This is a genomic window from Corynebacterium sp. MSK297 (assembly GCF_030232885.1).
Taxonomy (GTDB): domain Bacteria; phylum Actinomycetota; class Actinomycetes; order Mycobacteriales; family Mycobacteriaceae; genus Corynebacterium.
The window spans coordinates 100,306-113,035 of record NZ_JASPGD010000005.1 but is presented as its reverse complement, the minus strand read 5'-3'; the positions used below and the strand labels follow the sequence as shown (position 1 = coordinate 113,035).

The 12,730-nt window shown below is 61.3% G+C and carries 13 protein-coding genes and 5 pseudogenes; 9 read left to right on the top strand and 9 right to left on the bottom strand.

The features are described 5' to 3' along the window. Window positions 1–165 precede the first annotated feature (165 nt). The 7 genes and pseudogenes from QP888_RS06905 to copR form a co-directional block, all read right to left on the bottom strand. Window positions 166–471: a hypothetical protein gene (locus QP888_RS06905; RefSeq protein WP_284812785.1), complete on the bottom strand. Its 306-nt coding sequence runs from the start codon at window positions 469–471 to the stop codon at window positions 166–168. A gap of 166 nt (window positions 472–637) precedes the next feature. Further along, window positions 638–790, bottom strand: a pseudogene (locus QP888_RS06900) (IS6 family transposase); the annotation flags it as partial. Window positions 791–1,057: 267 nt separating this feature from the next. Further along, entirely contained in the window at window positions 1,058–1,672 is a 615-nt protein-coding gene (locus QP888_RS06895; RefSeq protein ID WP_284812783.1) for a YdhK family protein, read from the bottom strand. A 47-nt stretch (window positions 1,673–1,719) separates the two neighbouring features. Then, complete coding sequence (locus tag QP888_RS06890) at window positions 1,720–3,849, bottom strand: copper-translocating P-type ATPase (protein WP_284812781.1); 2,130 nt, start codon at window positions 3,847–3,849, stop codon at window positions 1,720–1,722. A 51-nt stretch (window positions 3,850–3,900) separates the two neighbouring features. Further along, the gene (locus QP888_RS06885) at window positions 3,901–4,227 is read right to left on the bottom strand and encodes a heavy-metal-associated domain-containing protein (protein WP_284812779.1); all 327 of its coding nucleotides are present in this window, start codon (window positions 4,225–4,227) and stop codon (window positions 3,901–3,903) included. 114 nt (window positions 4,228–4,341) lie between these two features. Further along, window positions 4,342–5,469: a two-component system sensor histidine kinase CopS gene (copS, locus tag QP888_RS06880; protein ID WP_284812777.1), complete on the bottom strand. Its 1,128-nt coding sequence runs from the start codon at window positions 5,467–5,469 to the stop codon at window positions 4,342–4,344. Next, complete coding sequence (gene copR / locus QP888_RS06875; protein ID WP_021352496.1) at window positions 5,466–6,188, bottom strand: two-component system response regulator CopR; 723 nt, start codon at window positions 6,186–6,188, stop codon at window positions 5,466–5,468. The genes copS and copR overlap by 4 nt, the downstream gene beginning before the upstream one ends. A 404-nt stretch (window positions 6,189–6,592) precedes the next feature. On the opposite strand from copR, the gene QP888_RS06870 reads away from it, so the two are divergent. From QP888_RS06870 to QP888_RS11260, 6 genes and pseudogenes are all read left to right on the top strand, one after another. After that, complete coding sequence (locus tag QP888_RS06870) at window positions 6,593–7,168, top strand: CueP family metal-binding protein (protein ID WP_126849999.1); 576 nt, start codon at window positions 6,593–6,595, stop codon at window positions 7,166–7,168. 71 nt (window positions 7,169–7,239) lie between these two features. Then, entirely contained in the window at window positions 7,240–8,721 is a 1,482-nt protein-coding gene (locus QP888_RS06865) for a multicopper oxidase family protein (protein ID WP_021352498.1), read from the top strand. Between the two features lie 42 nt (window positions 8,722–8,763). Continuing rightward, window positions 8,764–8,998: pseudogene (locus QP888_RS11170) on the top strand (hypothetical protein). A gap of 3 nt (window positions 8,999–9,001) precedes the next feature. Further along, complete coding sequence (locus QP888_RS11270; RefSeq protein WP_375543275.1) at window positions 9,002–9,184, top strand: IS3 family transposase; 183 nt, start codon at window positions 9,002–9,004, stop codon at window positions 9,182–9,184. Next, complete coding sequence (locus QP888_RS11265) at window positions 9,177–9,551, top strand: DDE-type integrase/transposase/recombinase (RefSeq protein ID WP_222118306.1); 375 nt, start codon at window positions 9,177–9,179, stop codon at window positions 9,549–9,551. Before QP888_RS11270 ends, QP888_RS11265 begins: the two co-directional genes overlap by 8 nt. Then, a pseudogene (locus tag QP888_RS11260) lies at window positions 9,530–9,757 on the top strand (integrase core domain-containing protein); the annotation flags it as partial. The gene QP888_RS11265 and the pseudogene QP888_RS11260, both read left to right, overlap by 22 nt. 338 nt (window positions 9,758–10,095) lie before the next feature. Here the strand turns inward: QP888_RS11260 and QP888_RS06855 are convergent. Further along, window positions 10,096–10,704 (bottom strand): recombinase family protein, encoded by a 609-nt coding sequence (locus QP888_RS06855; protein ID WP_049168301.1) that lies wholly within the window; start codon window positions 10,702–10,704, stop codon window positions 10,096–10,098. An 86-nt stretch (window positions 10,705–10,790) separates the two neighbouring features. Between QP888_RS06855 and QP888_RS06850 the strand changes: the two are divergent. Next, window positions 10,791–10,928, top strand: a pseudogene (locus tag QP888_RS06850) (cadmium resistance transporter); the annotation flags it as partial. Window positions 10,929–11,095: 167 nt separating this feature from the next. Further along, a complete protein-coding gene (locus tag QP888_RS06845; RefSeq protein ID WP_049168305.1) occupies window positions 11,096–11,635 on the top strand; it encodes a DinB family protein in 540 nt (179 codons plus the stop codon). Between the two features lie 133 nt (window positions 11,636–11,768). On the opposite strand, the pseudogene QP888_RS06840 reads toward QP888_RS06845, so the two are convergent. Further along, window positions 11,769–12,565, bottom strand: a pseudogene (locus tag QP888_RS06840) (cation diffusion facilitator family transporter). On the opposite strand from QP888_RS06840, the gene QP888_RS06835 reads away from it, so the two are divergent. Next, entirely contained in the window at window positions 12,512–12,709 is a 198-nt protein-coding gene (locus QP888_RS06835; protein ID WP_284812840.1) for a hypothetical protein, read from the top strand. The pseudogene QP888_RS06840 and the gene QP888_RS06835 sit on opposite strands and share 54 nt — an antisense overlap. Window positions 12,710–12,730 lie beyond the last annotated feature (21 nt).

The window sequence follows — 12,730 nt, the reverse complement described above, 5'->3', positions numbered from 1 at the left end:
TTTTTATTCCCCTTATATGGGGTGAGTATGACCGTCATCTAACCTAAGTAAGGGTGTTTTGCGTTAGTTTCCGCATCCCCAGCGGTGGCTTATCCCGACCGATTCTCGGATTACTTGTAAACCAAACCCCGCACACGAACTAACAGACACTCTCTAGGATGAAGATCATGAGTCTTCTTTATCCTGAAACAACAAGAATGTTAGTTTCATAAATACTACATGGCTAATCGCTAATGGCGTAGCTACACTGGTGGCCATCCACATCTCAGCTACACGGAAATCAGCATCGAGCATCACGATACTGAAATAAGCCAGAAAAGCAATCACAAAAACACAGAAATATTTTCTTATTCTAAAAGTTATATGATATTTACTGTAGTAATTTACATAAATAACAACCAGAGCAGAGGGAACCCCAAAAAAGATCCCCATAACAGTGGCAAATAAAAGCAATCCAGGTAAGGACACCATCTAATTGTTCTCTCCGAGATCATTTACGGCTTCACCGGGAGTTTCTGAAGGACCAACATAAATAGTATCAGGGGAAGGCTCATAGGTCTCTTCGTTATCCCCCTTCAGGTGAACGATTTTGAGCCGACCCCACTGCTTTATCCACAGTTATATAATCAGTTTTCTAGACCCAGCGGTAGATCGTGGTGTGATCAACCGACACACCCCGCTGAAGTCATCATTTCCTCCAGAGCGCGGTAGCTCACCCCGTAGCGGCAGTACCACCCACTGCCCACAGAATAATGTCACGGGGGAAATGACGACCCGAGAAAATACCCATGGCTGTGATTAGTTCACGTCGCTCTTCCTACTGCCCCAACTTTGCAACAGCACCCAAAGCCCTGGAATGAACTCCTATCACCAGGGTCATTCCAGGGCATATTTCCCTGACTAAGAGAAGCAGTGACACAGAAGGTCTACCTCAGCGTGGGCCCTGTGGGCGTGCAGGTTCCGTGTGTGGCTGGTGTGCTGCGGCATGGTCGGCAGCGATTGATGACCGACTCTGGAGCGGGTGCCTTGTCTGGTCTCTCGGTTCAGGGTGGGTGGACTATTCGGCGGGTTGGATCTCACTCTCGGTGACCCACTTGTGGTTGGTCATCGTCATCCCGTCGACGGTGAGATCAACCATGTAGACCGTCTCCTCGGTGGAGTAATCGATGGTGGCCTCAGCACCCTTCATGCCGGACATGTGCTCGGCATCCAGGACAACGCTCGCCCCGTCGGGCAGGGGGGCCTGACCCGGATCGACGAGCTCCTCATGGACGACCCAGCGGTGGTCGGTAACCGGGGCCCCACCCTCGGCGGGGGTGTAGCTGACCGAATAGGTCGTGGTGTCAAACGCCCCGGAAATGGTGGCGGTGGCCCCGTCCATGCCGGGCATGTGGTCAGCGGTGAGGATGACCTCAGTGCCCACCGGGTACGTGGGATCCTCGGCCTCTTCAATGCCTGCCGGCGGTGCCCCGCCGTCGGCAGGGTGGTCGTGCCCGCCGTGCTCTTCGTCGGCAGTGGTGGTGTCTTCCTGGTGGGGCTCGTTGGTCTCTGCGGTTGCCGTCGTGGTGCTGGTGGTGTCGGCATCGTCGGAGTTGTCGGTGGCGTCGCTGCAGGCGGTCAGCGCCAGGGTGGAGGTCAGTACCAAGGCGGCGAGGGTAATGCTGCGTTTCATGAGCGTTCCTTTCAAAGGTGGTGTGAGTTAGGGGTCGAGAGACAAGGTCAGTCAGTAACGGTTACGGGGGATATCGACCCACTGTGTTCCTCCTTCCCGTCGGTCGGAGCCAGGTGAGCCGGCTCCAGATCAATGCGGCGCAACAGCTGGGCGTTCAGGGCCACCACGATGGTCGAGGCAGACATCAAGATCGCGCCCACGGCCGGGGACAGCACGAACCCGATCGAGGCGAGCACTCCGGCGGCCAACGGCACGGCGAGGATGTTGTAGCCAGAGGCCCAGATCAGGTTCTGGATCATCTTGCGGTAGCTGGCCTGGGACAGCTCAATCATCGACAGCACTGCCCGCGGGTCATCACTGGCTAGGACCACCCCGGCAGATTCCATGGCCACATCCGTTCCGGCACCGATGGCGATACCGACGTCCGCGCGGGTCAGAGCGGGGGCGTCATTGACACCGTCACCGACCATGGCCACGCTCAAACCCCGGTCCTGCAGCTGCGTGACCTTGGTGTCTTTGTCCTGGGGCAGGACCTCGGCGAAGACCTCATCAATGCCTAGGTCCTGACCAACCGCCTGGGCCACCTGCTGGGCGTCACCGGTGATCATCGCGACCTTCACCCCGCGGTCCTGCACGGCTTTCACGGCGGCACGGGATTCGGGGCGGATCTTGTCCTCGACGGCTACCGCACCGATGATCTGACCGTCGCGGACAATATGGAGCACACCGGCCCCACGCCCGGTCCAGGCGCTGGTGGTGTCGGTGAGCTCGGCCGGGGTGGTGAGGTTGAACTCGCGCAGCATGTTCGGCCCGCCCACGAGGATCTCAGCGCCATCGACAGTGGCCCGGACTCCCCGGCCGGAGGCGGCGCTGAAACCAATTGCAGGGATTTGCCGACGGGAGGCCTCGGGATGGGCGGCCGCGGCCGCCACGATGGCGCGGGCCACGGGGTGCTCGCTGTCGGCCTCCGCGACGGCGGCCAGGGCCAGTAGCTCGCCCTCGGTGACGCCGACAACTGCCGCGACACCGGTGACCGCGTGCGCACCCTCGGTCAGGGTGCCGGTTTTGTCGAAGAGCACCACGTCGATGGTGCGCATCCGCTCGAGCGCCATCCGGTCCTTGATGAGCACCCCGGATTTCGCGGCCCGCTCGCTGGAGATCGCAATGACCAGCGGAATCGCCAGGCCCAGGGCGTGCGGACAGGCGATGACCAGCACCGTGACCGTGCGCACCACGGCATCGTCCGGGCTGCCGATGATGGTCCACACCACCGCGGTGATCAGAGCGGAGATCAGCGCGAACCAGAACAACAACGCCGCTGCCCGATCCGCCAGGGCCTGGGCCCGGGAGGAGGACTCCTGGGCGTCGGCAACCATGCGTTGGATCCCAGCCAGGGCGGTGTCCCCGCCGGTAGCCTCCACCCGGATGCGGACGGTGTTGTCGGTGGCCACGGTACCGGCGACCACCTTGTCACCGGTGTCGCGGAAGACGGGACGAGATTCGCCGGTGATCATCGCCTCATCGAATTCGGCGGCTCCGTCGAGGATGTTTCCGTCGGCCGGCACCCGGGCACCGGCCCTCACCAGCACGACGTCGTCGACGACCAGCTCGGAGATGGCCACGGTGCGGGTGGTCCCGTCGATGACTTTCTCGGCCTCATCCGGCAGCAGGGCAGCCAGCGCGTCAAGCGCGGAGGACGCGGCCCCGAGAGCGCGCATCTCCAGCCAGTGGCCCAGCAGCATGATGGTCACCAGCAGGGCTAGCTCCCACCAGAAGTCCAGGTCAAAACCGCCCAGCCCCAGAGTGGTGACCCAGGAGGCGACAAACGCCACGGTGATGGCCATGGCGATCAGGAGCATCATCCCGGGTTGGCGGGATTTCAGTTCTTTCCATCCGCCCTTGAGGAAAGGCGTTCCGCCGTAGACGAAGATGATCGTGCCCAGCACCGGGGGGATCCAGGTGGATCCGGGGAATGCCGGGAGGTGGTAGCCGAGCAGGTGGGCGACCATGGGGCTGAAAATAACGACGGGAATGGACAGAATCAGCGACCACCAGAAGCGGTCCCGAAACATTGCGGTGCTGTGTCCGGCGTGTTCGCCGTGACCATGAACGTGGTGGTCTGTTTCCGGAGCGGGGTGATCACCATGGTGATCGCCGGAATGGTGGGGAGTGCTCATGACGTTCCTTTCGCTCAACCCGGTCGGGGTCGAGATGATGGGTAAAACTGATCAGGATAAAACGGTGTAGCCGGCCTCCTCGATGGCCCGGCGAACCATCTCCGAAGGTACGACACCGGTGACCGTGACGGTGAAAACACCATCAGCAGCGAGATCAATCTGGACGTCGTCGACCTGAGGGAGGACCTGAAAGGCCTGGGTCACGCTTTTCGCGCAGTGCCCGTAGGTCAGGCCGGTGACCTGGTAGCTAGGGGAGGACCCTCTTGCTGACGAGTCGCTGGCGGCAGGGATGGAGGCGGTGTCGGCACGTGAGGCAGGTCCGCAACAGCTGCAGCCGTGGGAGGCCATCGGCAAGAGGCTGGGCGGGGAGGTGATCATGGGAAAGCTCCTCCGGGTCGGTGGGATGCGGCGATGCTATTCCCTAGCGTATACCCCCCTGGGGTATATTTTCAATGGGTGGAGGGCACGGCCCTCACGCGGGGCAGGGTGTGGTCACCGAGCAGCCTCCTCACTGTCGGGAGGGGACAGCGGGAGGCGGAGGGCAAACACCGCTCCACGACCGGGTCCGGGGGAGGTGGCGGTGAGAGTGCCGCCGTGGGCCTCGATCAATGCCTTGGAGATGGTCAGACCGATACCGGCCCCGCCGTTGTCCTGGCTGCGGGCGGCATCCCCCCGGTAGAAGCGTTCGAAGATGTGTCCGAGCTGGTCAGGTGGGATGCCCTCGCCGTCATCGGCGATGTGGATGAGCGCGGTGGACGCCCCCTGCCGGTGGACGCTGATCCGGACCTGCCCGCCGGCCGGGGTGTGCCGTAGCGCGTTCGACAGGAGATTGCTCATCACCTGGCCGAAGCGTTGCCGGTCCACGAGCACCCGGGCTGTGTCTGTAATGGTCCCGACCTGTAAATCGACGCCTTTGTCAGCATAAGCTTCCCCCGCGGCAGCAGCGGCGGTATGGAGCAGATCCCCGAGCCCTTCCTCCACCAGGTCCAAATCGATCCGGTGTTCCTGGGCCCGGGAGACATCGTCGATGTCTTCCATCAACCGGGTCAGGCGGGTGAGTTGGTCAGCCATGATCGTGTGGGTGGCATTATTCCAGCCCACGACCCCGTCCTGGAGGCCATCGAGGTAGACCGTGAGCACCGATAAGGGGGTGCCCATTTCGTGGGCCAGATCAGAGAGCATCTGGCGGCGGACCTGTTCGGTGTGTTCCAGCCGGTCAGCCATGGTGTTGAAGGCATGCGCCAGGGTGGTGACCTCGGGGCCTGCTTTTCCGGCGGGCACGCGGATACGGGAGTTGCCGGCCGTCAGGCTGGTAGCGGCGCGGGTGAGATCCTGCAGGGGGGTGCGCAGACGACGTGATAACCACAGGCTGGCCAGCAGGGCGCTGGTCAAGGCGGTGGGCAGGGCGACGGCCAGGGTGATCAGGTTGGCGCCCCGGTAGGCCTGCTCGGCATGGAACAGCTCCAGCGAGGGGTCCTCCCGGCCGGTCATCAACATATGATCATGGAACAGGGTCGGGCCCACCATCGTGGCCACGGCCGCGGCCACCAGCAGGCTAATCACCACGACCAACACCTGGGCGGCCAGGAAGCGGAAGGTCAGGCCGGGTCCGTGATTCATGGCTGCTCCACCCGGTAACCCACGCCACGCACGGTGTCGATAAACCCCCGGCCCTGGGTGTCGGTGCCGAGCTTGCGACGCAAGTTGCCGATGTGGACATCGACGATGCGTTCATCACCGACCCAGGTGGTGTCCCAGACCTCGGTGACCAGGTCGTGGCGGGTCAGCACCTGGCCGGGGCGCAGGGCCAGGGCAACCAGCAGCTCGAACTCCGTGCGGGTGAGCTCCACGGTCGTCTCCCCCACCCGCACCTGATGGGCGACGGGGTCAAGGATGAGGTCACCAACGATCAAGGGGGTGGTCACCTGCGGTGGGGTGGTGCTGGTGCGCGGGCGGCGCAGCACCGCATGCACCCGGGTCACCAGTTCCCGGATGCTAAAAGGTTTGGTGATGTAGTCATCCGCCCCCAGGGTCAAACCGCTGATCTTGTCGTCCTCGCTGCCACGCGCGGTGAGCATGAGGATGTAGCAGTCCGAGAAGGCGCGGATCCGTCGGCACACCTCCAGGCCGTCGAGTTCGGGCAGCCCCAGATCCAGCACCACAACATCGGGGGAAAAACGACGGGCCTCGTCCACGGCCTGGGTGCCGGTGTGCGCCTGGCGGGTATCGAAGCCGGCCCGGATGAGGTAGGAGGCCACCATCTGAGCCAGGGGTTGTTCATCATCGACGACCAGCACCCGCCCCGGGGGCGTGGCGGTGGTCGGTGTGCGGTCAGCCATAGACCCCAGTATCGCTCCGGACAGGGGGGAATACCACCCTCGCTCAGTGCCCGGCGGGGAATCTTCATCAAATCTTCAAACATCACCCTTCGACCGCCGTCACCCCTGTGCCCCACCCCGGGCCGGCGGCATCGCCTCCCCTGGTCGGTTCAGCAGGCACCACCAGGGATTTCACTGCCTGCACCGCATACCCGGGGCGGGTAGAAGGACATCGCCCACGGCTGTGGGGTGGTTGTCCCGGTGGTGACCCAGCCCACCGAATTCACCCCATTTTCGCCCTGTTGTAAGGCTGTGAGCAGGGTTTTTGATTGCTAGTCCGTCAGGCACCCGTGCTAGATAAAGGTATGGCACCGACCTTGAGGCGGTGTCTTCTCACGGTATTACCACGATCCAAGGAGATTGACGTGAAACGAGCAGCGATCGCAGCCGCCGCCCTTGCCCTCGCCCTCACGGGGTGTTCGGCCGCCGACCCGGAACCCACCGCCGACGGGACGGTGTCCCAGGATACATTCCTGACTACCCATGGCCTGGCCGCCATGGACGCGGTGGAGATCATTGATCACCTCGACCGGCAGAAGGTCACTGAGCGTCCCACGGATCTGATCGCCTCAGTGCGTGCCGATGAACTGCTGCTCTCGAGCGATGACCAGGAAGTCGTGGTCGATCTTCCCGACAATCAGACGTATGTCTCGATCGCACCCTATCTCACCTCCACCCACGACTGCTTCTACCACAGCCTCACGACCTGCCTGGGGGAACTCGACAATGAGGATATCCAGGTCACGATCACCGATGAGGCGACCGGTGAGGTGCTGGTGGACGAGGCGACAACCACCTTCGACAACGGGTTTATTGGCTTCTGGCTTCCCGATGATGTCACCGGCCTGATTGAGGTCAGCTACCAGGGGCGTACCGGCACCACGGAGTTTTCCACCACCGACGACGGTGCAACCTGCGTCACAGACCTGCGCCTAACGTGATGGCTCAGCAGGGTCCTCACCTGCGCCTGTCTCCCGTGTCACTGAAATCTTGCACCAAGGAAGGTTAAATCATGACGAACGCGTTTTCCCGACGACAGTTTCTGCTCGGTGGGCTTGCCCTCGCCGGCACCGGGGCCGTGGCCGCCTGCACCAGCGACCCTGGACCCGCTGCCTCGGCACCAGGTCCCTCCCTTCGCCCCACTCCCACCCCCACTGCGCTCGGTGAGCCGACGGTGCGCCGGACACTGACCGCCCGGCCCCTCTCTCTGGATATCGGCGGCATCGAAGCCAAGACGTGGGGATACGTCTCTGACACCGGGGATGCGGCCATTGAGGCCACCGCCGGCGACGTACTCCAGGTCGATATCACCAATGAACTGCCTGAGAGCACCTCCATCCACTGGCATGGCATCGCACTCCACAACGCAGCCGACGGTGTGCCCGGTATGACCCAGGACCCCATTGAACCTGGCGAGTCTTTCTCCTATGCTTTTGAAGTCCCCCACGGTGGCACCTACTTCTACCATTCCCACACCGGCCTGCAGCTTGATCGCGGCCTCCACGCCCCACTGATCATCCGTGACCCGCAAGACGCTGAGGATCAGGACGTCGAGTGGACCATCGTGCTCGACGACTGGGTCGATGGCATTCAGGGCACTCCCGACGATGAGCTCGACAAGCTCACCCGAATGGGTTCGGGCGACCATAACGGGAGGATGGGAATGGGAGGTCACGGCCAGATGATGCACGGCACCCCGGACCGGGTACTGGGCGGGGATGTCGGCGATGTGATGTATCCGCACTACCTCATCAACGGACGTATCCCCCGTGCTCACCGGACCTTCGAGGCTCGCCCGGGCGACAAGGCCCGCCTGCGGTTTATCAACTCCGGCGGTGACACCATCTTCAAGGTGGCCCTCGGTGGTCACCGCATGACCGTCACCCACACCGACGGCTTCCCTGTCCAGCCCTGGGAGACCGAATCGATCTACTTGTCGATGGGCGAGCGTGTCGACGTCGAGGTCATCCTCGGCGACGGCATCTTCCCGCTCACGGCTTTGGCGGTGGGTAAGGACGACCGCGCCTTCGCCGTCATCCGCACCGCCGGCGGCCAGGCCCCCCACCCCGATGTCGACTTCCCCGAATTGTCGTCCACCGGACTGCTTCTGTCCTCCCTGAAGCCAGCAGACCGTGCACTCCTGCCCGAGGGCACACCAGACCGAGAAGTCAGTATCGACCTGGGCGGGCAGATGATGCCGTATGAATGGAGCATTCTCACCGACGGCCAATCCTCCTCCGCGACCGTGCAGGAGGGCCAGCGCCTGCGGATGGTCATGCGCAACAGGACCATGATGCCCCATCCCATGCACATCCACGGCCACACGTGGGCGCTACCCGGCAGCGGCGGGCTACGGAAGGACACCGTCCTTCTCCGCCACGGTGAAACCATGATCGCCGACCTGATCGCTGACAACCCCGGTGAGTGGGCATTTCACTGCCATAACGCCTATCACATGGAAACTGGGATGGTCAGCTCGCTTCGCTACGAGTAACCCCCACAGCAGGGTAGAGTGCCGAGGTGGGCGGGGTGTGAAGTGTCCCAGGTTTTGTTCCGTTTGAGTAGATGGGAAAATCTGGAAGATGCCGAGAAAATTTGGCAAGGATGCCAAGGATCGTGTGGTCCGTCTCGTGGAGGACCACATCTTGGCGGAGAACATGTCGATGCAGGAAGCGTGCAAGATCGTGACACCGAAACTGGGTGTCTCGTGGCATACTGCCCGGCAAGGGGCGCAGACGGCTCGTCGCCTTCGTGATGGCGTGCTGGTTTAACGCATTAGTGCTGTTCATCAAGCTAATTATGGTCTCTACGGTGTGCGAAAAATGTGGCATGCTCTACGCCGTGAAGGAATCAATATCGGTCGTGAACACAACGCCCGGCTGATGCGCCTGGCCGGTGTTTCTGGCAAAGGCAAAGGCCGGTCACCTACCACAACCCGTTCACCTCAACATGCCTGATGTGCGCCCGGATTTAGTGCCACACGAATTCAGTGCCACAGCACCAAACAAGTTATGGGTGGCTGACATTACGTATGTACGCACGAGGAAAGGCTTTGTGTATGCCGCGTTTGTCACCGACGTTTACTCCAGGCGGATCGTTGGGTGGGCGTTATCAGATTCCATGCGCACTTCAGGCTTTGCCGCTGCAAGCTCTCAACCAGGCGCCCCAAGTGCGCTGAGCAAACGACAGGTCTTATTCACCATTCGGATCACGGTTCGCAGTATGTCAGCGTGGTCTACAACGAGAAACTTGCTGAATTCCGGATTTAATCTTCCACTGGAACGGATGACGATTCCTATGACAATGCTTTGGCTGAAAACGTGAACGGTTCTTACAAGAACGAGCTGATCCATACTCGCAGGTGGGATGATGTTGTCGAGGTAGAAATCGCAACGTTCGAGTGGGTGTCATGGTGGAATGAGGAAAGGCTCCACCAAAGCTTGGGATACCGCACCCCGGTCGAGGTTGAAGACGCGTTGTGGGAACAAGATGAGTCTCGGGAAACAATAGAAAATAGGGTAAATGCCTAGGAACAAAACCTAGGACACTTCGTACGGCAATGGGGCCGAAACCACCCCGAACAAGGCCAGGAAACCACGTAAAACCCGCCCTGTGTTTCGTACCAACGGAATAAGGCGAGTAATAGTGCAAGATGTGTGTCCTGTAAAAACATGAACGCGAAAGCGCCCTGATGGTAAATATGTGCAGCGCCCGGAGGTGACGCCGAGTTTCGTCACAGAGGCGATTCTGCCGAAAGGGAAAGCAAGGGGCAGGCATAGAGCCTATCGGCGTTGAAGAAGGTGCAAGCGCTGTCTTTGCTCACGGGAATCTCGGACTGTATAGCTTCCCGATTTCCACACATCTCTCACTAAGCGTGCGCAGATTTACCACCGGCCGCATCTAGATAGCTGTACAGCGTCGTTCGCCCCACCTTCAGACGTCGCGCAACTTCTGCTTTCGGCACACCAGCATCCACCCACTCGCGCGCCTGAACCACTTGCTCGTCGGTAAGCGCACGAGCGATCCCCTCCGCCTGACGCTCCCGAATAATCGAACGTTCAAACTCAGCCACCGAACCCAGCAGCCCCAGCATCAGCTTGGCAATCGGGGTGGAGTCTTTTGAGTAGATCTGCCCTCTTTGAGAGAATTTCACCGAGACGCCTTTGCTGACCAACTCGTCAACAATGGCGTACAGATCCGTCAGTAAACGCGCACACCGATCCATTGACGTGACCACGAGCTGATCCCCCGCGCGGACATACCGCATCGCCTCATCAAGACCAAGACGCCCCCTCGAGCCACCACTGGCCTTATCGGTGTAGTAAGTAAAGACCTTCTCCGCTTTGAGTTGTTCAATCTGACGATCAAGGTTCTGATCTTTCGAACTCACCCGGGCATAGCCCACCTTCTGCCCCGAGATCGCACCCAACTGTTCAGTTATCTCTAGAGGTAGTGACGGTTCTGTTCCATTAGACATGGAACTAACCCTGGCGAACAGTAAGTCTTGTCATTCACGAAGTGTTCGCCTGAGGTGTACCTCAAATCGACAGGTAGGGGTGGCAGGTCCTGCTGGCGAAATTCGTTGCCACCCGTCCGCCCATCGCCGAGGTCCTCGAACGCTGGGAACATGTATTGTTCCCCATCGTTCTGATCGGCCTGGGCATTTTCATCCTCGTCGGCGGCGGTGCTTTCGGTCTCTAGGGGATCGATCATGAATTTACGCAGCATGGTCAATTCTTGGTATCGAAGGCCGCGAATCGCCACGCCACCCCTCCCATTGCAGATGGTCATTGCCGGGGGCAAGCGCGCGGTGTGATGATGGAATCGAAGGGCAGACGGGATTGTCGGCCCCTCGGAAGTAGGCGACGATGATCGACCGTGTTGAGATAACAGAGGGATACTGGCGAGCCTGTGTCGAACTGGAGGACGTCCTCGCGCGGGCTGGGGATGCCGAGCTGCGCAGCCGTAGCGTGGGGACCCGGTGGACGAATGAGGAACTGCTGTTTCACATGGTCTTCGGCTATATGGTGGTCCGTCGACTGCTACCTCTGGTCAAGTTCTTCGGCCATCTGCCGCCCTCGCTGAGCGAGGTGTTCGCGCGTCTGCTCAATGCCAGCACCCGCCCCTTCGGCTGGGTCAACTACTGGGGATCTCGGGCTGCGGCCCGGGTCTACCACCGTCACCGCATGGCCCGGAAACTCCGGTGGCTCACCGCCGCCCTGGCCACCAGTCTGGAGAAGGAATCCGAGCACTCCCTGGCACGTGAGATGGCGTTTCCGACCCGGTGGGATCCGTTCTTTGCCCCGGCGATGACGGTGGCGGACGTCTACGCCTATCCGACTTGGCACTTTGATTTCCACGCCCGGCAACTGAGTCTGCCCTTCGAGCGGGGAAACGCGGAGAAATAGGAAATCCTCACTCCAAGGACCCTCGCCGCCAGTGGCCGGCCGGGGACTGTGAACAGCCCAGAAATATAGTGATAAGCAGGTCAAAAAGGGCGGACAAGCCGTCGCCGTGGGGTCCCACTCTGGCAGTGAGTGATCAACAGACCTCTTCGTGATGGACGTGGCCGTCCTGCTCGATCTGGATAGTCGAGTGCTCAATGCCGAAGTCTTGCAACCGAGTTTGAGCGGCGGCCAGAATCCCTCCGTCGGAGACGTTCATATCGTCGACGACCAGGTGGCAGGTGGCAAGCGGTTTCGTGCCGTCGGTGCTCCAGATGTGCAGGTCGTGCACGGCCGTGACCCCGGGCAGGCCGACCAGGGCGGCTTCCACCTCGCGGGTATCGACACCCCGGGGGGTGTGGTTCATCAGGACCGAGAGGGACTCGGCCAGCAGGCGCAGTGCTCGCGGCAGCACCAGGGCGGCAATGAACAGGGAGGCGATGGTGTCGGCAGCTAACCAACCGGTGAAGTGGATGATCAGGCCGGCGATGATCACGGCAACCGAACCGACCAGGTCGGAGAGCACATGCAGGTACGCCCCGCGCATATTGAGGCTCTCATGCTGACGGCGCATGAGAATCAGGGTGGAGATCAAGTTAGCCAGCAAACCGACCACCGCCACGACGAGCATCATGCCCGTGTCGATCGATTCGTGGCCGCCGATCCGGCCAACCGCGCGGATGACGATCCAGACCGAGACCGCGGAGACCACCGCGGCATTGACCAGTGCGGCGAGCACCTCGACGCGGCGGAACCGTAGGTGGCCCGGGGGGTGGCCGCACGACGGCCGATGAGGAGGGCCACCAGGGCAATGAGCAGCCCCGTGGAATCCGAGAGCATATGCATCGCATCGGACAGCAAAGCCAACGAACCGGAAACGAGGCCGCCGATCACCTGGGCCAGGAAGATGGTGGCGGTCAGGGCGAAAGTGACCGCCAGGGCGGTGAGGGATCCGCTCGGGGCAGTACGGTGGCCGGGGTCATGGTCGTGTTGGTGCGCGCTCATGCCTGCAGCCTAGCAGGGAAAAACTCTTATTGAAAGCTTATTGAAAATGCTTGA